The sequence below is a fragment of the Marinobacter sp. es.048 genome, from assembly GCF_900188435.1.
In the GTDB taxonomy this organism is placed as follows: Bacteria; Pseudomonadota; Gammaproteobacteria; order Pseudomonadales; family Oleiphilaceae; genus Marinobacter.
In genome coordinates, this window is the sequence record NZ_FYFA01000001.1 from 1,546,960 (window position 1) to 1,569,898 (window position 22,939).

Annotated in this window: 24 protein-coding genes; 14 read left to right on the plus strand and 10 right to left on the minus strand. The window is 55.4% G+C overall.

The window, feature by feature from the left end; all coding sequences use genetic code 11:
* Positions 1-15: 15 nt before the first annotated feature.
* The 3 genes from CFT65_RS07170 (at position 16) to CFT65_RS07180 (ending at position 3,506) form a co-directional block, all read left to right on the plus strand.
* A complete protein-coding gene (locus tag CFT65_RS07170) occupies positions 16-1,572 on the plus strand; it encodes a BCCT family transporter (RefSeq protein ID WP_088827313.1) in 1,557 nt (518 codons plus the stop codon).
* Between the two features lie 76 nt (positions 1,573-1,648).
* Positions 1,649-2,698 (plus strand): mechanosensitive ion channel family protein, encoded by a 1,050-nt coding sequence (locus CFT65_RS07175; protein ID WP_088827315.1) that lies wholly within the window; start codon positions 1,649-1,651, stop codon positions 2,696-2,698.
* A gap of 19 nt (positions 2,699-2,717) precedes the next feature.
* Positions 2,718-3,506, plus strand: coding sequence for an SDR family oxidoreductase (locus CFT65_RS07180; RefSeq protein ID WP_088827317.1), 789 nt, complete (start codon positions 2,718-2,720; stop codon positions 3,504-3,506).
* Positions 3,507-3,542: 36 nt separating this feature from the next.
* Here CFT65_RS07180 and CFT65_RS07185 read toward each other — a convergent pair whose 3' ends face one another.
* The 3 genes from CFT65_RS07185 to CFT65_RS07195 are packed head-to-tail and all read right to left on the minus strand — an operon-like array spanning position 3,543 to position 6,515.
* A complete protein-coding gene (locus tag CFT65_RS07185) occupies positions 3,543-4,496 on the minus strand; it encodes a DUF2860 domain-containing protein (protein WP_088827319.1) in 954 nt (317 codons plus the stop codon).
* A gap of 40 nt (positions 4,497-4,536) precedes the next feature.
* On the minus strand, positions 4,537-5,688 hold the full coding sequence (locus CFT65_RS07190) for a serine hydrolase domain-containing protein (RefSeq protein ID WP_216360413.1): 1,152 nt from the start codon (positions 5,686-5,688) through the stop codon (positions 4,537-4,539).
* 56 nt (positions 5,689-5,744) lie between these two features.
* Positions 5,745-6,515 (minus strand): CPBP family intramembrane glutamic endopeptidase, encoded by a 771-nt coding sequence (locus CFT65_RS07195; RefSeq protein WP_216360414.1) that lies wholly within the window; start codon positions 6,513-6,515, stop codon positions 5,745-5,747.
* A 263-nt stretch (positions 6,516-6,778) separates the two neighbouring features.
* Here CFT65_RS07195 and CFT65_RS19010 point away from each other — a divergent pair, with 263 nt between their 5' ends.
* Together CFT65_RS19010 and CFT65_RS07200 are read left to right on the plus strand one after the other, a co-directional pair.
* On the plus strand, positions 6,779-6,955 hold the full coding sequence (locus CFT65_RS19010) for a hypothetical protein (RefSeq protein WP_172408433.1): 177 nt from the start codon (positions 6,779-6,781) through the stop codon (positions 6,953-6,955).
* Between the two features lie 185 nt (positions 6,956-7,140).
* Entirely contained in the window at positions 7,141-7,524 is a 384-nt protein-coding gene (locus tag CFT65_RS07200) for a DUF2750 domain-containing protein (RefSeq protein WP_088828179.1), read from the plus strand.
* A 9-nt stretch (positions 7,525-7,533) separates the two neighbouring features.
* On the opposite strand, the gene CFT65_RS07205 is transcribed toward CFT65_RS07200, so the two are convergent.
* Positions 7,534-7,848 (minus strand): SDR family NAD(P)-dependent oxidoreductase, encoded by a 315-nt coding sequence (locus CFT65_RS07205; protein WP_323807562.1) that lies wholly within the window; start codon positions 7,846-7,848, stop codon positions 7,534-7,536.
* A gap of 2 nt (positions 7,849-7,850) precedes the next feature.
* Between CFT65_RS07205 and trxC the strand changes: the two genes are divergently transcribed.
* The gene (trxC, locus tag CFT65_RS07210) at positions 7,851-8,291 is read left to right on the plus strand and encodes a thioredoxin TrxC (RefSeq protein WP_088827324.1); all 441 of its coding nucleotides are present in this window, start codon (positions 7,851-7,853) and stop codon (positions 8,289-8,291) included.
* Positions 8,292-8,574: 283 nt separating this feature from the next.
* Here trxC and CFT65_RS07215 read toward each other — a convergent pair whose 3' ends face one another.
* Complete coding sequence (locus tag CFT65_RS07215; RefSeq protein ID WP_088827327.1) at positions 8,575-9,513, minus strand: DMT family transporter; 939 nt, start codon at positions 9,511-9,513, stop codon at positions 8,575-8,577.
* A 171-nt stretch (positions 9,514-9,684) separates the two neighbouring features.
* Here CFT65_RS07215 and CFT65_RS07220 point away from each other — a divergent pair, with 171 nt between their 5' ends.
* Entirely contained in the window at positions 9,685-10,575 is an 891-nt protein-coding gene (locus tag CFT65_RS07220; protein ID WP_088827329.1) for a LysR substrate-binding domain-containing protein, read from the plus strand.
* Between the two features lie 132 nt (positions 10,576-10,707).
* On the opposite strand, the gene CFT65_RS07225 is transcribed toward CFT65_RS07220, so the two are convergent.
* From CFT65_RS07225 to CFT65_RS07235, 3 genes are read right to left on the minus strand one after another with little or no spacing between them, the layout of a single operon-like run.
* Positions 10,708-11,499 carry an alpha/beta hydrolase gene (locus tag CFT65_RS07225; RefSeq protein ID WP_088827331.1) on the minus strand — a complete coding sequence of 264 codons (792 nt, stop codon included), beginning with the start codon at positions 11,497-11,499 and terminating at the stop codon, positions 10,708-10,710.
* A complete protein-coding gene (locus CFT65_RS07230) occupies positions 11,496-12,290 on the minus strand; it encodes a hypothetical protein (RefSeq protein WP_088827333.1) in 795 nt (264 codons plus the stop codon). Before CFT65_RS07230 ends, CFT65_RS07225 begins: the two co-directional genes overlap by 4 nt.
* 16 nt (positions 12,291-12,306) lie before the next feature.
* The gene (locus CFT65_RS07235; RefSeq protein WP_088827335.1) at positions 12,307-12,792 is read right to left on the minus strand and encodes a MarR family winged helix-turn-helix transcriptional regulator; all 486 of its coding nucleotides are present in this window, start codon (positions 12,790-12,792) and stop codon (positions 12,307-12,309) included.
* Positions 12,793-13,063: 271 nt separating this feature from the next.
* On the opposite strand from CFT65_RS07235, the gene CFT65_RS07240 reads away from it, so the two are divergent.
* Positions 13,064-13,762, plus strand: a complete 699-nt coding sequence (locus tag CFT65_RS07240; RefSeq protein WP_088827337.1) for a crotonase/enoyl-CoA hydratase family protein — start codon at positions 13,064-13,066, stop codon at positions 13,760-13,762.
* A 1-nt stretch (position 13,763) separates the two neighbouring features.
* Here the strand turns inward: CFT65_RS07240 and CFT65_RS07245 are convergent, their stop codons facing one another.
* The gene (locus CFT65_RS07245; RefSeq protein WP_088827339.1) at positions 13,764-15,965 is read right to left on the minus strand and encodes a LemA family protein; all 2,202 of its coding nucleotides are present in this window, start codon (positions 15,963-15,965) and stop codon (positions 13,764-13,766) included.
* Positions 15,966-16,126: 161 nt separating this feature from the next.
* Between CFT65_RS07245 and CFT65_RS07250 the strand changes: the two genes are divergently transcribed.
* From CFT65_RS07250 to CFT65_RS07270, 5 genes are all read left to right on the plus strand, one after another.
* Positions 16,127-17,158, plus strand: a complete 1,032-nt coding sequence (locus tag CFT65_RS07250; RefSeq protein ID WP_088827341.1) for a threonine aldolase family protein — start codon at positions 16,127-16,129, stop codon at positions 17,156-17,158.
* 76 nt (positions 17,159-17,234) lie between these two features.
* The gene (gene yeiP, locus CFT65_RS07255; protein ID WP_062781535.1) at positions 17,235-17,801 is read left to right on the plus strand and encodes an elongation factor P-like protein YeiP; all 567 of its coding nucleotides are present in this window, start codon (positions 17,235-17,237) and stop codon (positions 17,799-17,801) included.
* Positions 17,802-17,831: 30 nt separating this feature from the next.
* Entirely contained in the window at positions 17,832-19,022 is a 1,191-nt protein-coding gene (locus tag CFT65_RS07260; protein WP_088827343.1) for a YbfB/YjiJ family MFS transporter, read from the plus strand.
* Entirely contained in the window at positions 19,019-19,942 is a 924-nt protein-coding gene (locus CFT65_RS07265; RefSeq protein WP_088827344.1) for a malate dehydrogenase, read from the plus strand. Before CFT65_RS07260 ends, CFT65_RS07265 begins: the two co-directional genes overlap by 4 nt.
* Positions 19,942-20,451, plus strand: a complete 510-nt coding sequence (locus CFT65_RS07270; RefSeq protein ID WP_088827345.1) for an acyl-CoA thioesterase — start codon at positions 19,942-19,944, stop codon at positions 20,449-20,451. Before CFT65_RS07265 ends, CFT65_RS07270 begins: the two co-directional genes overlap by 1 nt.
* A gap of 7 nt (positions 20,452-20,458) precedes the next feature.
* Here the strand turns inward: CFT65_RS07270 and paaX are convergent, their stop codons facing one another.
* Positions 20,459-21,427, minus strand: a complete 969-nt coding sequence (gene paaX / locus CFT65_RS07275; RefSeq protein ID WP_088827347.1) for a phenylacetic acid degradation operon negative regulatory protein PaaX — start codon at positions 21,425-21,427, stop codon at positions 20,459-20,461.
* A gap of 273 nt (positions 21,428-21,700) precedes the next feature.
* Between paaX and CFT65_RS07280 the strand changes: the two genes are divergently transcribed.
* The gene (locus CFT65_RS07280; RefSeq protein WP_088827349.1) at positions 21,701-22,858 is read left to right on the plus strand and encodes an ABC transporter substrate-binding protein; all 1,158 of its coding nucleotides are present in this window, start codon (positions 21,701-21,703) and stop codon (positions 22,856-22,858) included.
* Positions 22,859-22,939: the final 81 nt, after the last annotated feature.

Here is a 22,939-nt window from a genome sequence, read left to right on the forward strand (position 1 = left end):
CCGGAGGCAGACCTTATGACCGTGAAATCCCAACCCGCTCCGAGAGCCAGAAGTGGACCGCTGACCGATAGCGATCCCGTTGTTCTGGTGCTCACTATCGGCTTCATACTTCTGTTCGTGGGTGCCTCAATCGTCGACAGCGGATACGTTGCTGACCTGATCGGAGTCGGCTTTGCGTGGACCGCAACCTATCTGGGCTCTTTTTTCCAGCTGCTGCTACTACTCACGTTTTTCATAGCTATAGGAACAGCCCTGAGCCGGGCTGGTGCCGCGCGTATCGGCGGAATGGACCGACCTGAAATCGGCCGTTTCCGGTGGCTTTCTATGATCATGTGTACCTTGCTGGCCGGAGGCGGGGTGTTTTTTGCCGCTGGTGAACCAGTTTATCATTTCGTTGTTACGCCGCCGGCTTTTGATACCGAAGCTGGTTCGGCCGCAGCGGTCGCGCCCGGCATGGCCCAATCGTTCACCCACTGGGGGTTCCTGGCCTGGGCCGTGCTCGGCTCCCTCACAGCTCTGGTCCTGACCCGGGCCCATTATGGCCAGGGCAAACCTCTACAGCCGAGAACCCTGCTATATCCGGTTTTTGGTGAGAAGGTGATTCAGGGCCGCCTCGGCGGTGTCATTGATGCCTTTTGTGTGATTGCCGTGGTGGCTGGAACCGTTGGCCCCATCGGCTTTCTGGCCACCCAGATGAGCTTTGGGTTGCATGAGCTGTTTGGGGTATCTGACGGCTATAGCACCCAGTTGACTGTGTTGGTGGTGCTGGCTGGCGTCTACATGACCTCTGCCATGACCGGTCTGCACAAGGGCATTCAGTTGCTGAGCCGTTTCAACGTCATACTGGCGCTGGTTATTGCCGGGGTGATTTTTGTCTTCGGGCCAACGCTGTTCCTGGCCAACACCTACACCCAGTCGATGGGAGAATATGTTACCTCGTTCTTTGCCATGGCGACCATGACCGCCGAAACGGCGCCGGCCTGGTGGATGAAGTGGTGGACGGTGTTTTTCTTCGCCTGGTTCATCGGTTACACGCCTCTGATGGCGGTCTTCGTCGCCAGAATTTCCCGGGGCCGGACTGTTCGCGAAATGGTTCTGGCGGTGGCTGTTTTGGCGCCAATTGCGACCACCATCTGGTTCACCCTCCTGGGTGGCTCTGGCATCTATCATCAGCTTGCAGGGACCTTCGACCTGACCGAGGCACTGAATAACTTCCGTTTTGATGTGGCGACACTGACGGTCGCCCAGGCATTGCCAGGTGGCACCTGGATGGCGGCTGCAATCTTGCTGCTGACGACCATTTTCGTAGCCACCACCGGCGATTCCATGAGCTATTCCATTGCCATGGTCGGGGCTGGCCACGACGAACCGAGCCCTTGGATTCGTGTGTTCTGGGGGGGTGCCATGGCATTGATGGCGGCCATCCTTCTGTATATGGGCGCCGGCCAGATTGGTGTGCTCCAGCAGTTCATTGTGCTGACGGCGATTCCGGTTTCACTGATCATCCTTCCATCGCTCTGGACCGGGCCGAAAGCGGCTATGGCAATGGCGCGTGAGCAGGGGCTGGTCTAGGCTTTTAAGGAGCCGAGCAGAATACAGAGATGTGTTCGCCGGCTGACTTCTGTGATTGAAAGCTCCGGGAGGGCTGATGCTGGAATCGTTTGAAGCCGGTTTCAAGGCGTGGTTGTGGCCGGGGTTTTCGGCGATTCTTGTGGTTGCGGCGACCTATATCCTTTACCGGCTGGCTCTGGCGGTGTTTCGGCGTTTCTCAGAGTCCAGAACGGTCATCCGGCTGTTCCTGGATGCCGCTGCCCGGGCTCTCGGTGTGGTTTTTTGCCTGCTTGCCCTGGCAGGTTCTCTGGAGACCGCCCCATCTGATCTACCCTTGATGGCAGCGATTCAGCACGTCACAGCCCTTTTGCTGGTGCTTGCAATCACGTGGGCGGCGGTTCGACTGACCTCGGCCATCGGCGAGGTCATTGTTGCGCTTAATCCGGTCCTGGAAGGACAGTGGAAGCGGGCACGGAAGGTCGAAACCCAGACCCGTTTTCTGGTCCGGGCACTTAACATACTCATTGTGATCATTGGTTTGGGGGCTGCCCTGATGACCTTTGAGTCTGTTCGACACATGGGTGCCAGCCTGCTCGCTTCAGCGGGTGTTGGCGGCCTGATTCTGGGGTTCGCGGCCCGCCCTGTGCTCAGCAATCTGCTGGCCGGTATGCAGATTGCCCTGACTCAACCTTTTCGCATAGACGATGTGCTGCATGTACAGGGGGAATGGTGCTGGGTGGAGGAAGTGACAGCCACCTATGTGGTCTTGCGGGTCTGGGATTTGCGCCGCCTCGTTGTCCCTCTGCAATGGTTTATCGAGAACCCGTTCCAGAACTGGTCCAGAAATTCCTCCGATCTGTTGGGAACCGTGTTCATTTGGGTAGACTACACCATGCCGGTTGAGCCACTCAGGCAGGAGTTCAAACGTTTGCTGGATGAGTCAGGTCTGTGGGATCGTGATTTTGCATCTGTACAGGTTACGGATGCCAGCGATCAGGCCCTGCAAGTGCGCTTTCTGATGAGTACTCCTGATTCCAGCGTTGGCTGGGATCTTCGATGTGCCATCCGTGAGGGGCTCGTAACCTTTATTCAGGAATATTATCCCGCTCAGCTGCCACGGCTCAGAGCCCGTGTGGTTGAAAACTGAGAACTTTCGAGGATATTTCATGTCTCCCCAAACCGTCTGGATAACCGGTGCTTCCTCTGGTATCGGCGAGGCACTTGCCTTGCAGTTTGCACAGGATGGCGCTCGCCTGGTTCTTTCCGCTCGTCGGGAAGCTGAGTTGGAACGTGTTGCCGAGCGTTGCCGGGAGGCAGGAGTGGCAACGGATCATGTGCTGGTGCTGCCGCTAGATGTTACCGACTGGGATTCATTGCCCGGTAAAGTTCAAACGGTGCTTGATACCTTTGGTTCTATCGACCTTTTGGTGAACAACGCGGGTGTTTCACAGCGCTCTCTGTGCAAGGACACGGATATGTCGGTTTACCAGAAACTGATGGATGTCGATGTTATGGGCCAGATTGCGCTGACCAAAGCAGTATTGCCCCACATGCTTGAGCGTGGTGACGGGCACCTTGCGGTGACTTCAAGTGTCGCCGGCAAGGTTGGTGCTCCCATGCGAACGGGTTACTGTGCTGCCAAGCATGCGGTAATGGGTTTCTTCGATGCATTGCGCGCCGAAGTTGAAGGCCAGGGCGTGTGCGTCTCAACAATAACGCCCGGTTTCATTCGTACCGATATTTCCCGAAATGCCCTCTCCGGCGATGGTTCAGCCTACGGCAAAGAGGACGACGATATTGCTGGCGGCATGGATGTAACCGAATGCGCCGAAGTGGTATTCAAAGCCCTCAAAGCCAAGAAACGGGAGATCCCGGTCGGAAAGGGTAAGGAAATGGCTGCGCTCTGGGTCAAACGGATCTGGCCCGAAGCCCTGTTTCGTCTTGCCAAAGCGTGACTCTCCGGCTTATCAGCCTGTTGCTATCATTGGCGATCAGAACTTGTAGTTCAGACCAACCGCAAACAGGTATGAGGATTCATCAAAAAAGGTCAGGTTGGATTGTGTGTTGCCATAACCTGCAAAAGAAATAAACGACCAATCCTTCCATCCCATGAATTCCGGGTACTCGTAGGCTGCAAACAGGCTGAGCTCATCATCCGAACGCTTTCTGTTGAACAGCGCGCTGGCGCTGTCATAATCCCGCTTTGTGAAACCTGCGGTCAGTACCAGGCTGTGCCTGCCCAGAATGTTGAACCAGCTCACCTCCGCGCCATAGGCGTCAAAACTGCTGGCACTGCCATCGGCATCATGTTGGATGTAAATGGCAGAGGGTGAGACAAAGCTGGTCGGCGAGACGGTGAAACGGTAACTGCCCTTTACGTAGTAGCTGTCGGCATCGCGAGCCAGATCCGTTCCGGCGGTCAGGTCATCTTCAACATCCGTCGTTGCGAAGGCAAGATCGAGACTGAAACCGGAGCCGGAAATACTGTTAAGTTGCAGGCGATAGGCGTTGCCCGAGACGTCCGTTTCTTTTCTTGGTGTGTTGAGCTGATAAGGGTTTTGCCAGGTTTCTCCCGAAATCACCGTCGGCAAAAAGGAAATATCTACAACTGTGCCGGAGCTGAGTTTGTGTTTATATCCAAGCTGCACGGCCAGCGTCCCGACGGCAATGTCTTCCCGTGTGGTGCCAAAATAGACCTGCTGACCCAATGCCTCGCCAAAGGTATAGGCAACGTTGCCAAGCGGCGCAATCAGGCCCTCTGACTCACTGTCTGCCTTGTTCTCCAGGGAACTGATGGTCGCATCGCCATCGACGTTAAAGTTGGACGTTGAAGAGATGATCCCCGCATTTAGCGAGACTTCACCACTGAACCCCTTCTGAGGCGCCGGTTGCGCGAAGACAGGCATCGCGATGCACAAAATCGGGAGGGCGAGGTATTTTTTCATTTTTCAGCTCCGGGTTAGCGACTAGTAGGGGGCGATGTGCTCAGGGTACACAGTCGGTCTTTTCACCACTCGATATGACTACGCGGGCCAGGCATAGTTCGATTTCAGAGAGGCTTTGGTGAGATATCCGATCACTATTTACCTGAAAGGCAATGGTAATCCCGCTTTCGGCGTAGTGACGGAGACTTGAGCTGTAGCCAGGGATCCAGCCACCATGACCGAAAACAGGTGAAAGCGGACCCGATCGGAAAATGGAGATGCCAAGACCATAATAGGTTCCAGGCATATCGTCGCCAATCGGAACAGACTGGAGCATTGTGTTCAGGATCTCCTCTGACACTCCTTGTCCCCCAAAAATTGCAGCTCCCCATTTTGCCAGGTCACGGGAGGTGCTGATGAGTCCGCCGCCGGTCCACTCCAGCGCTGGATTCCAAAACATAACGCCGTTCTCATCTGTTGTTTTTACCGGGAAATCAAAGGGATTGTCGGCAGCGGCGTACCCGGCAGCAAGGCCCGAAAGCCTGCGTTTGTTCGATGCTGATGTCGCGTTCAGCCCCAGTGGTTCGAGAAATCGGTCGTTGACCTCTTCGTAATAAGTTCGACCGGTGATGGCTTCAATGACAAGTCCGATGAGAATATACCCGGTGTCTGTGTAAGCCCATTGCTCGCCCGGTGGAAACAGTGCTTCTGCGTCCAGAACGAAACGGACAAGTGTTTCGGGGGTGAACGGGTTTCCGGGTTCCGGCCAGCGTTCCGAAACAGTTTCGACAAAGGCAGGCAGGTAAACATGATTCGGTAAGCCTGAAGTGTGGCTTAGCAGCTGACGTATAGTCAGGCTCCGATGGTTGGGAAGCCGTTGGAACCAGTTGTTCTGACCCAACCAGGTTGATAATGGAGCGTCCAGGTCAATTGCTCGTTCCTGCGCGAGCGACACCATGGTCGCAGCAACGAAAGTCTTACCGATACTTGCTGCCAGCATTCTCGATTCTGAGGTCATTGGTTGGCCATTTTCCACATCGGCCCAACCGGCGGCTGCGGAGTGGCTGGTGCCGTCTGGCAGCACGTAACTGGCTGTTATTCCGGGAAATGCATAGCTTCTCTGAAACCGCTCCACTGCATTTGAAAATGTTGTCGCCAGCGAGGTGTTGGTTGCCTTCTGGTAGCCGGCCGAGCAGGAGATCAACCAGGGCAAAACTGCCAGAAGGGCTATTCCAAGCCCGGAAAATACTCTGCCGCGGTAAGTCAAAATCAAGCGCCCGGTTGTTTTGGGAGGACTTCGGTAACGCTGTATTCGCGGGAAAACATACTCTGGCGGTTCAACCAGATGATGATTATGGCCACCAACGCAAAAATATAGGTGTCATAAGGCTGGGCGTCGGGCCAGACGGGGTTGATGAGCATAAAATGAAAGAGCGCGGGCAGGAAAATGCTTCCCCGGGAAGCGTTGAACAGAGGCGTCACAATCACGCTCAGCGCGATGGTGCCCGTAAAAAACGGCAGGAATGACCAGGCGCTCTGCTCGGTACCGCTCAGCAGAAAAGCTGGCGTGTGCCAAAGGCCCCAGATGACGCCAATGACAAGCGCGGCCCAGATCGGTGCCATTTTGCGTTGCAGAAGGGGAAGAGCCAGGCCTCGCCAGCCGAACTCCTCAACAGGGCCTTTAATGGCAATAAAAAAAAGCGCAACCAGAAACGCTGATGCAGACGGGAATGGAAAGGCAGCCTCCGACAGGTTGCCCTTAAAGAATGACCCCGCAAAGAACACCAGGGGGACACCAAGAAGCAGGAACGTATACCAGGGCCATGAGCAGCGCCACAGCAGGGCGCGTCCCAAATGCCGGCGCAATCCTTCCAGCCCGGACCATCGAAAAATTACAATAAACGCCGAGATGGCCGGGGCCCAGACGGCGAGATAGAAAAGAGGGTGTTCGCCGGTGATTTCGCCGAACAGTCCAACCATGGATTTCGGAAAAAAGATGAAGGCAGCCAGGATTCCCCAGGCGATGCCAAAGGTCAGCAATAGAAACAGGGTTACCGCCCGAAAGGGAATGGCATCGGGTTGTGTGCTTTGATCTGTAGAAGGCATTCTCGGGTGTCCGTGTTGTGGATGGCTGAGGGGTGAGCCGATTCCACTGCACCATGATGATACGCAGGTAAACCGAGGCGGGGTAGCGAGAAGTCTTTCGGTTGCCATTGACCTGCCGCACACTTGATATATGTCAACAAAGGCTAACGCGTTGCGGGGATACTGCCCGGAACAATGACCTACCGAGGACAATGCCATTGATCAGGCGACCGTTATTAGCGTTCCCCCTGGTTTACCTGGGGTGGGCGTATATCTTCTGGATACCGGTGCTGCTATCGGATTACTCGGTTTGGGCGTTTCCAAACCTGATCTGGTTTTTGATCGGCGGGGTCAGCCCTGTCGTTGCCGGTCTTGGTCTGGCCGCTGGTGGCTGATCATCCTGTTTTTCTGGCTCGCTTACGATCTTGCCATGGCCGGCCTGGCTGTTCATGCTCTTCGGCAATCTCGCTTCCGCCGCCCTGGTGGTAATGTTTTGGCAGACCGGTCGCCAGTCCCCTGCAAATCCGTGTTAGTCTCCGACCAATACCCAAAAGCAAACGACTGGAGTGGCGTACCTGACATGAGCGGTGAAGACCTCAATCAAGTAATGGAAATGGATGGTGAAGAGCGGTACGACTACTTCCTGAGCCAGGTGGCCGAGGAACGGGAAATCTGGATTCTGGTGAACGGCGAGAGCCAGTTCCTCAAGATCGCCTCGGACGATGGCGATGTGGAATACCTGCCCGTGTGGCCGGCTTCGGCGTTTGCCGCCGAGTACGCCAACGGCGGCGAGGAGCTGACGCCTCGCAGTATTTCACTGCCAGACTTCTTTCGGAAATGGGTTCCAGGCTTAACCAGGGATGGCCTTGATGTGGGTGTGTTTCCCGGCCTCGATAGAACGGTATGGATCACCGAACCTGCAGAGCTCAAGCAGGATCTTCAGGACGTGATGTCCGATTTCTGAATTGGGACCTTATCGTTTGGCCGGAGCCGAGGCGCTTCCGGCCAGTATGCCCCCGTCGATGTTCAGCTCAATGCCAGTTACGTAGTTTGATTCGTCAGAAGCCAGGTACAAGGTCGCATAGGCAACATCCTCAGGCTTGCCCATCCTGCTGATAGGAACGCCGGCTTCTACCTCGGTGATCGCAGCTTCGCGCGCCTCGTCCTCTCCAGGCATCGCTTCCCACATGGGGCTCATGATGGCGCCAGGATGTATGGAGTTGCACCGCTTGATTTCTTTTCGTCTGCCCTGATCATTTATTCCAGTACTCAATCTGAAGGTAATCAATTATGACTGACATCCGACACCTGGTTTGTCCCCACTGTCACAAGGTAAATCGCGTACCCGCGGATAAACTGTCAGCGGGTGGCAATTGCGGCGCCTGCAAACAGCCGTTGTGGCCGGATCAGGTCCTGGAACTTACGGACCAGAGCTTTGCTGCCCATACCGGGCGCAGTGATGTGCCGGTATTGGTGGACTTCTGGGCGAGCTGGTGTGGCCCCTGCAAAATGATGGCGCCCCAGTTTGAGCAGGCTGCTAAAGACTGGCGGGGCAAGGTACGCTTTGCCAAGCTCAATACCGAGCAGGCCCAGGGTCCGGCCAGCCAGTTTGGCATTCGCAGTATCCCCACTATGATCCTGTTCCAGAATGGCCGGGAAGTCGCCCGCCAGAGCGGCGCCATGAATCAGGCGCAGATCAGCCAGTGGCTGCAGTCCAAGGGTATTCGCTAGCCTGATAAGGCCATTTATTCGCTAGCCGGTCATTAAAACGCCACAATTGCTGAGGCCCTGCCATTGCAGGGCTGAAGGCACCTATCCGAGCTGTTCCCACAAAGTTATCCACAGTTTTTGTGGGTAAAGCTGACTTTGCAGGTGGCAATAATTGTTTTAGACACCATATCTTGGCGGTTTCGGCCAAGTTATGATTATTTTCACCGTTTGTTTTGGCAGCATGTGTGCTTTTAAACAAAAGCGAACACTCGCATTGCGCCCATTTGCCGCTAAATCAAAAATATTAGGCTTTACGACCATATTCTTTCATGGCCCACAACACGCCCGTCACCAGCATGGTAATCGCGATAGCCTCCATTGGCCGTGGCAACCGACTGCTGTAGATAAAGCCGTATAGCAAAGCAAACACCGGTTCGAACACGAAAACTTGCCCTGTCAATGAAAGGGGTAAACGCCGCGATGCACCGTTCCAGAACATGTTGGCAATCAGCGAGCCACCTACTCCGATTCCCAAACTGACAACCCAAAACAAAAGCCAGTCTTTTCCCTCTGGTACAGCATTTGTGGAGGTAGAGGACGAGCCGCATACCCACAGTACTACTGCAAGTCCAAGAGCCCATAGACCTGCGCTTACTCCCGTCAGATAAGCCCACAATCCACTCGACACATCAGTTCGGCGTTTCAACGCCCTCGCATTCAAAACGGTAAACAGGCTCCAGCTGGCGAGTGCGCCGAACGCCATCAACAATCCTCTCACGGACTGGCCGATGGGCTGAGAACGCTCCCCCCACATCTGCAATGCATCAGCATTGATAAAAAATATTCCGCATACAATGAACAGCAGTGGCCCAGCAAGGTTCGAGAGTGGCAGCGTGTCTTTGTCGGACTGCCCCAAAAACGTGACAACAACCGGGGCCATACCCACTACCAGTGATGCGGGGCCAATGCCCACATCTTGAATTGATCCGGCCAGCAAGGAGAAAAAAAGAACGTTTCCTAAAGCGCCGAGCACCATAAGAATGCCTACATCGGACAGCGACAGCCGTTTCCAGATCCTCAAAAACGATGGCGCTAGCAGGAATAGTGAGACCCCGCCGTACACAAGAAACCGACCGGTGGCGATCTCCAGCGCCGAGAACGACTGCAACACTAGTGGGCTGAGAAAAACCAATCCCCAGCACGCGCCTGCTGCAGCGCCTAGTAATACCCCTGAGCGAATCATAACGTTCTCCTTTGGCACACCAATTCTGATGAGCGCACTCTAGGGCAATCACGATTGTTCCAGTAGAGACATATCCGACTTGAGCCATGCCTGTGGGGCATGGCTATTATTCTTCGTCAGGTTTACGCAAAATGACCCTCAACACCGCCCTTGAGTCAGACATCTGGATCTATGAATAAACTGAAACGGCTTCCACCTATTCATGCGATTTCTGCCTTCGAGTCAGTTGCCAGGCTGGGAAGTTTTACGGCCGCCGCTGGTGAACTCAATTTGGGCCAAAGCGCGATCAGCAAGCAGATTAAGACCCTCGAAGAACAAACCAAAGCGCCGCTTTTCATGCGGCATGCTCGTGGCGTAGAGCTGACTAACGCAGGAAAAGAATTGCTCAACTCAGTTCAGCCCGCACTGCATCAGCTATCAACGGGTATCGAGCAAGTTCGCCAGCGTCACGATGCGCATACTGTCACCGTTATCGCGACTCACGCTGTCGCCCATTACTGGCTTTTCCCTCGCGTAATAGCGTTCAACCGGATACATCCAGAAATTACTGTCAGCATCCGATCGGACAACGCCATTGATGCGTCTAAAGTGGCGGAATTCGATTTTGGCATCCTCTATGGTGAAGGGGACTGGCCTCTCCTCGACACGCAGCCTCTATTCACCGAGTTCGTATATCCTGTATGCCACCCAGAGCTGAACCTCAGAGAGCCTAGGCAACCTGAGGATCTGGTACACATGCCGCTTATAGAGCTGGATTCCACCGAATGGGACTGTATCGGGTGGCATGATTGGTTCCGTAGCTTTGGCGTGGAATATCAGCCGGCCGAGAATTCTCTGAACTTTAACCAGGTCACTCTTGCATACGAGGCGGCTCGTCGGGGCCTTGGGGTTGCTTTGGGCTGGCACTTCATGGTCAAAGAGGATCTTCGATCTAACACGCTGAAACGTGTGGGATCATTTGTTTTCGAATCTGGCAAAAAAGACTACCTTGTTCACAACACCCATTTGCCCTTAAAAGCATCGGCAAATGAATTTCGGGAGTGGCTTCTTACCTCTGTATAAACCCGGCATCCGTGGAATTTAACGAGACCCAGCTTCCTGGGGGCAACCGCGTTACTGCAAACATTTTTACAAAAAGGCTGAATTTCTCCGGGGGAGGTGTTGGTCGATCCGCTCGAATGTTCGCTTTGCGACCTACTGAGCCTCTCCCGTAGGCAATAAACTGGATTTGAAAACCTCTGCTTCGAAAAATGCCAGCAAATCCTCGATCACAGGCGTTATGTCTTTTTCTGCCTGATAGGTATGACACAGTCCGGTGTAAATTCTGCAGGGGCTGTTCAGAATCCTCGCAGACTTTTCGACTTCTACTGGCGGGATGATTCGATCTCCAGTTGCACCGATAAAAAGGATACGACTGCTATCGATGGCCAGGGGAGGTAGCTTTGGTGGATTCAACAGGCTCAGGAGGACCGGAATCGACTCAGATCTCAGTTGCTCCGTGATCAGACTTGTCTTTGTATCATCACAACTTTCCGAATAGATGCCGTTTGGGGGCGAACCCAGGCGAGTTACACGAGCATCGGTCAATGCCGCACCAAACTTCACCAAAGATGTGGGTGACGATAGGGCGAGTGTTACCATACTTCTTAAGATTCCCTGGACTGGAGCCGGCGACAACAGCGCGATCGAGTCTACTGGGGTTCTCGCAGCCGCATGGAGTGAAATCAGGCCACCGAGCGAATGGCCCAGAACAAGAGGCGCCTCGGGGCATTGCTGTATCGCTGATACGCAGTCATCGACGTAGTCTTCAAATCGCATGCCCAGGCGCTCTTTAAAGCTTGCATCATGCCCCCGAAAGCTCATTGTCCTGACGTTGTAACCCGCCGCCTCAAACGCGTCGGCGTAGTTGCCTTCCCAGATCCATTTTCCAGTCATTGCGCCAGGTACCAGCAACAATGTCCGGGATTCTTGTGCTGCAAACCTCATCCTTGGTTACCTGGTCTGGCCAACTCGCGCACGACAAGCTCCATAACCCTACGATTGATTCCCATGCCAAGGTGGGCAACGTCTTCGGTGATGTAGCGCGTTTTCTGATCACCTGGAAGGACCGCCGCAGACCAATCCACTACACCGTCTGTTTTGCTGACAATGGCACTGATGGGAGGCTTCAGCGGAATCAGGCTCCTGCGCTCAACCTCGGCCTCAATCCAGTCCAGATCAAGGCCTCGGCCGGCGAGATACGATGCGGCACCGGTGTATTTTGGGCCACCAATGACTGGCGAGCCGAGGGTCACGACATGATCAACCAGCTCGGGGAGATCGCGGGCTACCTCTCTCGCTATGGTTCCGCCGAGACTCCATCCAATTAATGAAACCCGCGTGCCGTTTTCTCGACAGAAACCCTTGATCCGCTCAACCATAAGATCACACAAGTAGGGAACCCCTGTTTCCCCGCGAATTTCCCGATCAATGGTTAACGCCCACGAGATGTTTTTCGGATCATGATCCAGATCGAGTCCGGCCTTGTTTACCCCAAGCCCCCATCCTTCAGGCTTAAAACCGTGTCGGTGCAGGTAATAACGCAGCGGTGCCATGGCCCGATCACCGGCACCGAAACCCGGTAAGACGAAAACGCTTCGGCCATTCCCGACATCAGGCACCTTCCGGGCCGCAACTTTGAGCATCCAGATGGGCAAAGCGGCTGCGTCAGCGGCGGCTCTCAGTTCAAGAGCGCGCAGGCTCACCGGCGGCGTTGACAAGAATTTAGCGTCTATCATTACGATCCCCGCTCGGTTAGCGTTGGCTTGAGACGGTGTGAACCACCGTTTCAGGATCAATGGTTAATAGGTGAGTTTTCATTCGCCGCATCAACCTGCCGACGATCTCCACTTCTGCATCGCTGAATGGTTCGAGCTGTTGATTCACGAATTCACTAGCGACCGCTTGGGCATCACTCAACAGTCGGTAACCGGCATCTGTCAGTCCAAAAATCATCGATCTTCCATCGGAGTCGTGAGCCTGTTTGGAGATCAGTTCACGAGAAAGCAATCTGGATGTAACGCCGGTGATATTGCCTTTCGTTACCAATAAACGATCAGCGATTCGCTTCGGCGTGGCCTGCTCTCCAAGAGTACGAATAACAAGCATCACTTCGTACTGAGCCGTTGTAAGCCCGCATTTCTCAAGCGTTGCACCGTACCGGTTGCTGCACACCTGATACGCCTCTACCACTGCACGCCAAGCTCCGGACCGATCCGCGCCCATCTCTTTATCTGCCATAAAAAACCCTTGAGATAGTTTAATACTCAACTTTATGGTTTATGGATCAACTAAAATCGACTGGCAAGAGAGAAGAGGGACAACAAAGGTTGGAGGGAATCTAATCGGATTGTCCGCTTTGAGACCTTACCGGGTACTTGACTGGCTCAAATTTCGGCCAGGTTTTGGCGACATAACCAATGGATATTGAATCTCTAGCGAGCCTAACCCACAATCAGTTCCGTCGAAGTAAACAAACGCTCACTTTAACTCCGGTAGAGAGGTAGAACAGGTGACTGAGCTGGTAAGTTATGACTTGAAAGACGGTGTTGCGACGATTGTCATCAGCAATGGCAAGGCTAACGCCCTGAGCCATGAAGTGTTCGAGGGGCTCAATGCGGCGCTGGATCGGGCAGAGCAGGACAAGGCCGTTGTGATCCTGACCGGGCAGCCAGGTGTGTTCTCTGCTGGATATGACCTGAAAGAAATGCAGAAGGGGCCGAAAGAGGCTGCCACTCTGGTAAAAACGGGCTCCAGCTTTACACGGCGTCTGGCGGCGTTCCCGCTGCCTGTCATCGGTGCCTGTAGTGGCCATGCCATTGCCAAGGGCGCGTTCATTCTGCTGTCAGTGGATCACCGCATTGGTATTGAGGGGCCCTTCAAGCTTGGCCTGAACGAGGTGGCCATTGGCATGACCATGCACCACGCCGGTATTGAAATTGCCCGCCATCGACTGGCACCAGCTCACTTCTACCGTTCGGTCGTGAATGCTGAGATCTACAACCCGGAAGGAGCCGTAGCGGCGGGATTCCTGGATGAAGTAGTTGCCCAGGAAAAACTGATTGAACGGGCTACCGAACTCGCCCTCCACTTCAAAACCCTGAACATGCGCGCCCATCGTGAAACCAAGGTAAAGGCCAAAGCGGACTATCTGGCGCTGCTGGATCGTTGCATCGAGCAGGACGCCGAGCACCTTGGCCTGAACGGCTAGTTCACATTTTTGAACTGAACTGCGGCGCTTCGCGGAAACGGAACAGCTTTGCCAGGATCACGTCAGGGAAGGACTGGATCCGCGTGTTGTAGATCATGGCGCTCTGGGTGAAGCTGTTTCTTAGGAGCGCAAGGTAGTTTTCCGTCTCTGCCATGATCGACATGAACGTCTGAATCACCTCGTTGTTTTTCAGGTCCGGATATCCCTCGATACGGGCCTGGAGCGCATTGGTTACCTTCTGTTCAAACTGGATAAGCTTGTCAGCCTGGCCCTTGGCACTCATCTCGACAGGGTCCGCGCTGCGTAGTTGTGCAATCGCTTTCAGCAGCTGTTTCTCATGGGCCAGAGACGCCTTTACCACTTTTTCCAGGTTGGGCCACAGGTCATGGCGTTGCTGGAGAATGGTGTCGATATTGGCGGCTGCCCGGTCCACGCGGTTTTTCAGGAACACAATGTCGTTGTAGTGCAGTATTCCGGTGTAGATGAGCAAGATGATTGGTACCGTAAGAGCCGACAGAATCAGGTTGTCCGGGCTGAAACCACCGTCTGCAGCAAACAGTGCGGTGGTGGAGAACAGGAACAACCCGAGTGTCAGGGCGATGCCCGCGAAACCCCGCGCCCCTCGATCCAGCACAATGTCTTCTTCTTCGTTACCACTGATCAGGAAGGGTGAGGCTTCGTCCTTCTGGATGGTGAGCCGGTCCGGCTGATCGCGATCCAGGCCGGCAAAGCCCAGGCAGTAAACGTTCACGAAGGTATCGAGGAAGCGCACGGTGTAACGCCTGTCGCCCTGGCGCTCTGAATGGTGCTGGAGGTATTCGATCTTCGCGCCGTCTGGCTGGACCAGAACCTTTCCCTCGCTGTCTTCCAGCCAGAAGGGCGCTCGTTCCTCCCGATGCTCAATGACTCGCCACTTTTCGTTTTTTCCGGAGCCACGCTTTTCTTCCACCTTGTAGTCGAAGGCAACGCATTTCTCGTTTTTCAAAGGCTCCCGAAGAGGTGGGTGGTCGTCATCCACATCCACCATGGCCTTGAGCTCAGAGAGGCCAAAACTGAGCCCCTGGGTACTGCTGGTGGGTACCGCTTCGATCAGACGCTTGAACTTGACGGTCCGGATCGACAGCCACAACAGCAACAGGGCCGCAATAATGCTGGCTGCTGCGAGTCCGCGGCTGGTCCAGGCATGCTGGTATCGGCCCTCGGGCTGGTTGGCCACGATGGACCGGGCCATGCTGGCGGTCTGCTCGTCAAGCTCAGGGACCGGCAGGCGATTCTGGACCAGGCTCCGGAACATCCAGCGATCCAGCCAGCCACTGGTGCTCTGGCGGATAAGTTGCTGCAACGCGGATACGTCGGCAAGCACCAGCGAGCGATTGCCGGCTTCATAAATCTGTTGGTAGCGGGCCTCATACAAATTGGCGATGGCAGACCACTCCTGTTGGAGTTTGTTGATGCCGAGCACTGAGAGCGTGCCGGACACCGCAATGGTCATTACCAGAACATAGACCCAGAACCGGTGAATTCTGATCAAAGGAAGCGAAAGCGCGATACCGAGAGCCAGCAGGCCCGTTGCGATGGAAATGCGGATGGCTGCTTCGAAGAACCGGTCGCCACTGTCCACGGCCAGCGTGTTCCGGGAAACCATGGCCGGCAGGCTGGAGTCCTCGAGGCCATAAAAGGTAACTGCCCCGATTTCTCTGCTGTACTGGCCGATTACCCGCGCCGTGTGACCGGGAATCAGCGCCCACTCTGAGTAGATCCTGCGGCCTGACTGATTGCGATAGGTTCGCTCCAGATTCCATTCGACCGCTTCCAGGTCGCTGCCCGGGGCGATAGTGACGGAGCCGGTCTGGTCCCTGAGCTGGAAGTCGCCGCCACGGGCGCCGGAGTCCAGGGTGCGGATACGCAGATCACCGTCGGAGTCGCGATATTCCTCCTCGAGTTTGTAGCGGTAGTACACCGCCTCTTTTTTGGAGTAGGGCGTTTCGAGCGTTCCCAACTGATCCGTGACTTCGCCTGCAACCACATAAGGGCCCGTGGTCAAAGCGCCAACGGGCGTCTCAGGCAGTCGTTCCAGTTGCCGTGCCTCGGTGAGCTGGCTCAGACCGGTGGTCATGGTGTAATAGCTACCGGCCAGGCAGGCAATTGCGAGTATGGCGGTGATGATCCGGCCAGGAATGCTGGCGATATTGAAGCGCCTCATGGCGGAAGAGTCCTTGTTCTGCTGGCTGTCAGAGGCACGAGTATAAAGGATCGGGCTTCGTCATTCCGCCGACCCGGTGGTAACCGGGTGATTGGCAAGTTGGCAACGGCTGACGGTTCCTATAACGTAAAAGGCTTTCCTTAGAGTTTTCAGGAGCGGTTGTGTCCCAGTCCGAACAGTTTGCCAGCGACAACTACAGCGGTGTTTGCCCGCAGGCCTGGAGAGCCATGGAAGCGGCCAACCGGATGGATGAGCCGGCCTACGGCGAGGACAGTTGGACGCAGAAGGCGGCCGATGGTCTGAGAACGCTGTTCGATACCGACTGCGACGTTTACTTCGTGTTCAATGGCACCGCTGCCAACTCGCTGGCCCTGGCATCGATCGGTCAGTCGTTTCACAGCGTGATCTGCCACGAGCTGGCCCATATAGAAACGGACGAATGCGGTGGCCCAGAGTATGCCTCCAATGGTGCCAAACTGCTCCTGGGGCAGGGCGAGAACGGCAAGCTGACACCGGAGAGCATCGAGCACCTGGTGACCAAGCGGACCGATATTCACTACCCCAAGCCCAAGGCGCTCAGCCTGACCCAGGCCACAGAGGTTGGCACGGTCTATACACCGGAGGAGCTGAGGGTTATCCGGTCGGTCGCCGATCGCCACAAGCTCAATATTCATATGGACGGTGCCCGCTTCGCCAATGCGGTGGCTGCGCTGGATGTGCATCCGTCGGAGATTACCTGGAAGGCCGGTGTCGATGTTTTATGCTTTTCCGGTACCAAGAACGGTCTGGCGCTCGGCGAGGCGGTGGTGTTCTTCAACCGGTCTCTGGCGGAGGACTTTGAGTGGCGTTGTAAGCAGGCTGGTCAGCTGGCCTCCAAGATGCGCTATATTTCTGCACCCTGGTGCGGGCTTCTCGAAGGCGATGTGTGGTTGCAGAACGCCCGCCACGCCAACGCCTGCGGCCAGCGTCTTGCCGCGGGGCTGGAAGGCCTTCCCGGTATCCAGCTACGCTACCCAAGACAGGTCAACGGTGTTTTCGTGGAGATGCCGGAGCCGTTGCAGGCAGCACTGCGGGCCAAAGGCTGGCGCTTCTATAACTTTATTGGAGGCAGTGCCCGCCTGATGTGTTCCTGGGCAACGACCAATGAACAGGTTGACCGCTTTCTATCTGATGTGAGAGCTCTAGTAAACTAAGAGCTATCGATTCCGGGGCGAAGTCGTGATATATCAGCAGCCCCAAAACCCCAATTATTTTACGGAAACAGAAGACATGCCCAGAGCCAGTGAAATCAAAAAGAACTCCGCCGTTGAATACGATGGTCGGGTGTATTTTGTTAAGGACATCGAGCGTTCAGTGCCCCAGGGCCGGGCCGGCGGCAGTCTCTACCGCATGCGCATGTACGATGTGGTGACCAACCAGAAGCTGGACGAGACCTTCAAGGATTCGGACATGCTCAACCTGGCCGATCTCACTCGCCGGGAAGCCACCTTTTCCTATGCTGATGGCGATGAATACGTGTTCATGGATACCGAGGATTTCACCCAGTACAGCCTGAACCGCGAGGCCATTGCCGACGAGCTGTTGTTCATTTCCGAAGATACGCAGGGCGTTATGGTCATCCTGTTGAAGGATTCGCCGGTTTCTCTGGCTCTTCCGCCCACGGTTGAACTGGTAATCGAGGAGACGGACCCGTCTGTGAAGGGTGGCTCTGCGACGGCCAGAACCAAACCCGCCCGTTTTGCCACGGGATTGGTCGTTCAGGTTCCCGAGCACATCTCCACCGGCGATCGCATTCGCATCAACGTGGAGGAGCGCAAGTTCCTGGGTCGCGCCTGATCTGAAGCCGTTCCGAAGTAAGGAAACCCTGTGAAGCCAATAGAAACGATAAAGGTGCTGGTCGCCAGCGTGATTGCTGTTGTGGTCATGGTGGGGATTGCCCGGTTTTCCTACACGCCCATGATCCCGGAGATGGTGGCTGCACTGGGGCTGAGCAAATCCGTTGTCGGCATGCTGGCGACGGTTAACTACGCCGGCTATCTGACTGGTGCAGTGCTGATTACCCGCATCAGCGATCTCGGTCTCAAGGTCAGGCTTTACCAGCTCGGGCTGGTGGTCGCTGTGGTTTCGACGGTTCTCATGGGGTACACCACCAACGTGTGGCTTTGGTTCATCCTGCGTTTCATCTCAGGGCTGAGCACCTCCGCGGGCATGTTACTTGGCGCGGGTCTGCTGATGAGCTGGTTGATCAAGAACAACCAGAAGTCCGAGCTTGGCGTTTTCTTTTCCGGCATCGGGCTCGGGATTGTTCTGACCGCTGTTACCGCGGAGCTGATCAAGGATCCGTTTACATGGGACCAGCAATGGGTGATCTATGGTCTGGTGGCCCTGGCGTTGCTGATCCCCGCCTGGCGCTGGATGCCCGATTACCGCGCCTGTGCCTTGCCAAAAACGGGGACAACCGATGGTAGTGACGAGCACAGCCGATTCATACGTATCCTGCAATTGGCGTATTTCTGCGCTGGTGTGGGCTATGTGGTCACGGCCACATTTCTGGTCGCGATCGCTGAATCCATGCCCGAGCTTCAGGGGCAGGGTTGGCTGGTCTGGCTGATAGCAGGTCTTGCCGCCACGCCGGCCTGCTGGTTGTGGGATGTCTTTTCTCGTCGCTGGGGACAGTGGCTGGCGCTATATCTGGCTTACGCTCTGAACTCGATCAGCATCCTGATGCTGATCGTGAATACCAGTCTGGCCAGTGTGATGCTCAGTTCAGTGATTTACGGTGCCAGCTTTATCGGTATTGTCAGCATGATGCTGGCGATGGTGGGGCGGGTTTTCCCGGAAAACCCTTCCCGGCCCATGAGTCGGCTTACGTTCAGCTATGGTATCGCCCAGATGGTGGCGCCGGCAGTTGTTGGTTATCTCGCTGATGTGGAAGGCAACTACACCAACGGCCTCTGGCTGACCCTGGTGGTGATGGCGTTAGGGGTTATTGTTCTTCACTTGGCTCGTAGAGCTCAGGTCAGGGGAAGTGAAAGGAAATCTGCGGAGGCCACATGAAAGTTTCAGTCATTGGCATGGGCAATGTCGGGTCAACGCTGGCTTTCGTGCTGACGTTGAAAAACATAATCAACGAACTGGTTCTGGTTGGCCGAAGCAAAGAGTCCGTGTTGGGTGATGTGCTTGATCTGCGGCACGGTCAGTTGTTTGTGAACACGCCTGCACAGGTTACTGCGGGTACGATTTCGGATACTGCTGGCTCGGATGTGATTGCAGTCTGCGCATCCGTTCCGACGCCGAAAAACATGAGCAGTCGTCTGGAACTTGCGCAGGGCAATGTCCAGTTGATGAAGGAGCTGATGCCAGAGTTGGCAAGGATGTCGCCGGACTGCAAGATCGTAATGGTGTCGAATCCAGTGGACGTTCTGGTGCATTATGCTCTGGAGTTTGGCGGTTTTCGTCCGAATCAGGTGATCGGAACCGGCACATTGGTGGATTCGAGCAGGTTTCGCCAATTACTGGCAGAAGAGCTTCGCATCCACAGTGAGGATATTCGCGCTTATATTCTGGGTGAGCACGGGGACAGCCAGTTTCCCGCCATGAGTTGCGCGGATGTTGGCGGCGAAACACTCGACGCTACGCCCGGCCGGTATGCTTTGTTCGAGAGAGCGTCCCGCGCGGGTTTTGAGGTTCTGAGGCACAAGGGCTGTACCAACTATGCGGTTGCCCTGGCGGCGGCAGAGATCATTGAATGCATTGCAAATGATTCGAAGCATACGCTACCGGTCAGTCTTCGCGTCGACGGCTTTCTCGGTGTGGATGATGTTTGCCTGAGCCTGCCTGCGGTTGTTGGCCGTAATGGCATTGAGCGAGTCCTGCATCCGCGATTGGATGAGAAGGAGCAGGCGGCGTTTTTGCACAGTGCGAATGTCGTCAGGAAGGTTATTGCTTCATCGGCACCGGAAAAAGAGGATCGTTAATGGCTGACAAGCCTTCAAAGCCCGTCTCCGCATCTGCCATTGAGAAGCACGTGTACAAGGTGTTTCCGAACGACATGAACTCCCACGATACGGTGTTCGGCGGGATGATCATGGCGAAATGCGATCGGCTCGCGCTGGTTGTAGCAGAACGACATTCTGCCCATGTCTGTGTGACGGCTGCCGTGGATTCAATCCATTTCAGGGCGCCGGCGAAGGGTAATGATACGCTGTTATTCAGCCTGTCGCTGAACCGAAGCTGGGGTTCGTCCATGGAGATCGGGGCGAAGGTGGAGGCGGAGAACAGCTACACCGGCGATACCCGGCATATTCTCTCGGCCTTTTTTACTTTTGTTGCACTGGACGAGCATGACAGCCCTGTGGAGGTACCGGATGTGATTACGGAGACGTGCGAGCAGCAGCGTAGATATAACAACGCCCAGATTCGCCGTGAGGGGCGCCTGGCAACCAGAAAGCAGCTCTCTTCCGCTGACGGTCAATCACCTGACTGACCGGCGTTTATAATACTTCCGGTTCTGTTTTGGATTTCGCCTGGGTTGCGGTATCTCTCAAACCGCCAAAGCGCTTGTAAAACTTCTCGCCTGGACCTGGCAGGGGCCCAGAGGCGTTCTCGAGGTTCGCGTCCAGCCACTTCTCGGCACGCGCATAGATCTGCCGGTAAAGGTTGCGGCAAAGCTGCTTGGCGCTGCGACCTTCCCAGTCACCGGGTAACAGTTCATCCGGCAGCAGCGGATCCCTCAAAAGGATCTTGCGGTATTCGTGAATCAGCAGGATCCTGAGAATCAGGCACTCTTCAGCGCTAAGGGTGTCTTCAGATTGCAGCTCACGCCACAGGGGGCGGAACTGGCTCAGAAACCGCCTGTATCGACCACCCAGTTCCTCAAGGTTCCAGCTTTCCCGGACCTGCAGCCTCAGAGCTTTCGGGCTCTTCTGTTCCATGGGCATGGTCTGCATGACGATGGTGTCGTCCAGGGCGCCCCATTCCTGAAGCATGGGAATAAGCTCACTGCGGGTAAACCGAGGGTGTTCCATCAAGCCGGGCGCCATACTGCCAAAGCTCAGCCACTTGAGCTCCTCGCGGACTTTCTGGCGGAGTTCCGGAGACAGCTGGTTCAGATACACAAGGCACCAGCTACCGCTCCATTCACCCGTGTCCAGATTGTAGACGTGCTGGAAGGCCTGCTCGAAACGACGCAGTCCCGGGCCCGTGAGGCTGTAATAACTGCAGCGGCCCACTTTCTCGGTCTGCAGCCAGGATTCCTGAACCAGGCGATACACAGAGGTGCGGACCAGCCGTTGACTGATACCCATGGGCTCGACCAGCTTCATCAGGCTGCCCAGCCAGACATTGCCACCGCGGGGCACAATGGCATCGCCATAGATGGTGATGATAAGCGACCCTGCACGCAGGGGGCGCTTCTTCTGGAAGTTCTTCACGAGCAATTCTAGCTGGCTTTTTGCAGTCATGGCCTGGGTTCGCAAATAAGAATCAATGAAACACGTTGTACGTATTATGCGGTTCTCACGTGTCAGGTAAAGGATTGTCTTTCTGTAAGCCGCGCTGGCGTGTTGTGCCAGTGTCGGCTTTACTAAACAGGCCGTGTTGGCACTTCCTGAAATCAGTTGACACGAGCGTTATGATACAATAACTTCGTTTGATATTCGTCAATGGTATCGAATTATACCGGGAGCGAAGACACAAAATCTCAAGCCCTTGCACACTTCGGGAGAACAAAAACAATGTTTAAAACAGTGATTCGTCGCGCTGGAAAATGCGCAGCCGTTGCAGCCGCCGGTCTCATGATGATGAGTGCCCAGGCAGCTGAACCCATCAAGATCGGCTCGTTCCTGTCTGTTACAGGACCGGCGTCCTTCCTTGGTGATCCCGAGCTGAAAACGCTCGAGATGTACGTCGAAAAAATCAATGAAGAAGGCGGTGTCCTTGGTCGTCAGCTGGAGCTGGTTCACTACGACGACGTGGGTAACGCTTCTTCCGCACGTAACTTTGCCAGCCGGCTGATTCGCTCCGATCAGGTCGATATCATCGTTGGCGGCAGCACCACCGGCGCCACCATGGCAGCCGTTCCGCTGATCCAGCAAGCCAAGGTTCCTTTCATTTCGCTCGCCGGTGCTGTGGTTATCACGACGCCGGTAAAAGAGTGGGTTTTCAAGACTCCGCAAACTGACCGCATGGCGGCAGAGCGGGTTCTGGCCGACATGAAGGATCGTGGCATTACCAAGTTCGGCCTGATCTCAGGCACAGGTGGCTTTGGAAGCTCCGGCCGTACCCAGACCCTGGAAGTAGCAGAGAACATGGGTATGGAAGTGGTGGCCGATGTTACCTACAGCGGATCTGATACAGACATGACCGCCCAATTGACTAATATCCGTAACACGAGTGGTGTTGAAGCGGTACTGAACTTCGGTTTTGGTCAGGGCCCGGCCATCGTAACCCGCAACTATGCCCAGTTGGGCATGGAACTTCCGTTCTATCAGTCTCACGGTGTTGCGTCTGACAGCTTCCTCGAACTCGCTGGTTCGTCCGCAGAAGGCCTTCGCCTGCCTGCCTCTCCGCTGCTGGTGCCGGACTCGCTGCCAGACGACGATCCCCAGAAGGAAGTGGTTCAGAACTACAAGGCTGAATACGAAGCCCGTTGGGATTCCAAGGTGTCCACATTCGGTGCGTACGCCTATGACGGTTTGATGCTGGCAGTTCGCGCCATGGAAGAAGCTGGATCTACCGATCCGGAAGCTGTTCGTGACGCGCTGGAAAATATCCAGGGCTATGTCGGTGTGACCGGTGTGTTCAACATGTCACCGGAAGACCACAACGGCCTTGACCCGGAGTCCTTCCGCATTCTGGAAGTCCAGAACGGCGAATGGAAACTGATCGACTGATACTACCCCTTTAACCTGTCTCGCGGCTGGCGATGATCCCTTCTCAGGGTAAGTCGCCAGCCGATGTTCGACCGGAACCAC

Excerpts from the sequence above, each read along its gene's own strand:
- CFT65_RS07170 (WP_088827313.1), top strand. The coding sequence starts at position 16 with ATGACCGTGAAATCCCAACCCGCTCCGAGAGCCAGAAGTGGACCGCTG.
- CFT65_RS07175 (WP_088827315.1), top strand. The coding sequence starts at position 1,649 with ATGCTGGAATCGTTTGAAGCCGGTTTCAAGGCGTGGTTGTGGCCGGGG.
- CFT65_RS07180 (WP_088827317.1), top strand. The coding sequence starts at position 2,718 with ATGTCTCCCCAAACCGTCTGGATAACCGGTGCTTCCTCTGGTATCGGC.
- CFT65_RS07185 (WP_088827319.1), bottom strand. The coding sequence starts at position 4,496 with ATGAAAAAATACCTCGCCCTCCCGATTTTGTGCATCGCGATGCCTGTC.
- CFT65_RS07200 (WP_088828179.1), top strand. The coding sequence starts at position 7,141 with ATGAGCGGTGAAGACCTCAATCAAGTAATGGAAATGGATGGTGAAGAG.
- trxC (WP_088827324.1), top strand. The coding sequence starts at position 7,851 with ATGACTGACATCCGACACCTGGTTTGTCCCCACTGTCACAAGGTAAAT.
- CFT65_RS07215 (WP_088827327.1), bottom strand. The coding sequence starts at position 9,513 with ATGATTCGCTCAGGGGTATTACTAGGCGCTGCAGCAGGCGCGTGCTGG.
- CFT65_RS07220 (WP_088827329.1), top strand. The coding sequence starts at position 9,685 with ATGAATAAACTGAAACGGCTTCCACCTATTCATGCGATTTCTGCCTTC.
- CFT65_RS07225 (WP_088827331.1), bottom strand. The coding sequence starts at position 11,499 with ATGAGGTTTGCAGCACAAGAATCCCGGACATTGTTGCTGGTACCTGGC.
- CFT65_RS07230 (WP_088827333.1), bottom strand. The coding sequence starts at position 12,290 with ATGATAGACGCTAAATTCTTGTCAACGCCGCCGGTGAGCCTGCGCGCT.
- CFT65_RS07235 (WP_088827335.1), bottom strand. The coding sequence starts at position 12,792 with ATGGCAGATAAAGAGATGGGCGCGGATCGGTCCGGAGCTTGGCGTGCA.
- CFT65_RS07245 (WP_088827339.1), bottom strand. The coding sequence starts at position 15,965 with ATGAGGCGCTTCAATATCGCCAGCATTCCTGGCCGGATCATCACCGCC.
- yeiP (WP_062781535.1), top strand. The coding sequence starts at position 17,235 with ATGCCCAGAGCCAGTGAAATCAAAAAGAACTCCGCCGTTGAATACGAT.
- CFT65_RS07265 (WP_088827344.1), top strand. The coding sequence starts at position 19,019 with ATGAAAGTTTCAGTCATTGGCATGGGCAATGTCGGGTCAACGCTGGCT.
- CFT65_RS07270 (WP_088827345.1), top strand. The coding sequence starts at position 19,942 with ATGGCTGACAAGCCTTCAAAGCCCGTCTCCGCATCTGCCATTGAGAAG.
- paaX (WP_088827347.1), bottom strand. The coding sequence starts at position 21,427 with ATGACTGCAAAAAGCCAGCTAGAATTGCTCGTGAAGAACTTCCAGAAG.
- CFT65_RS07280 (WP_088827349.1), top strand. The coding sequence starts at position 21,701 with ATGTTTAAAACAGTGATTCGTCGCGCTGGAAAATGCGCAGCCGTTGCA.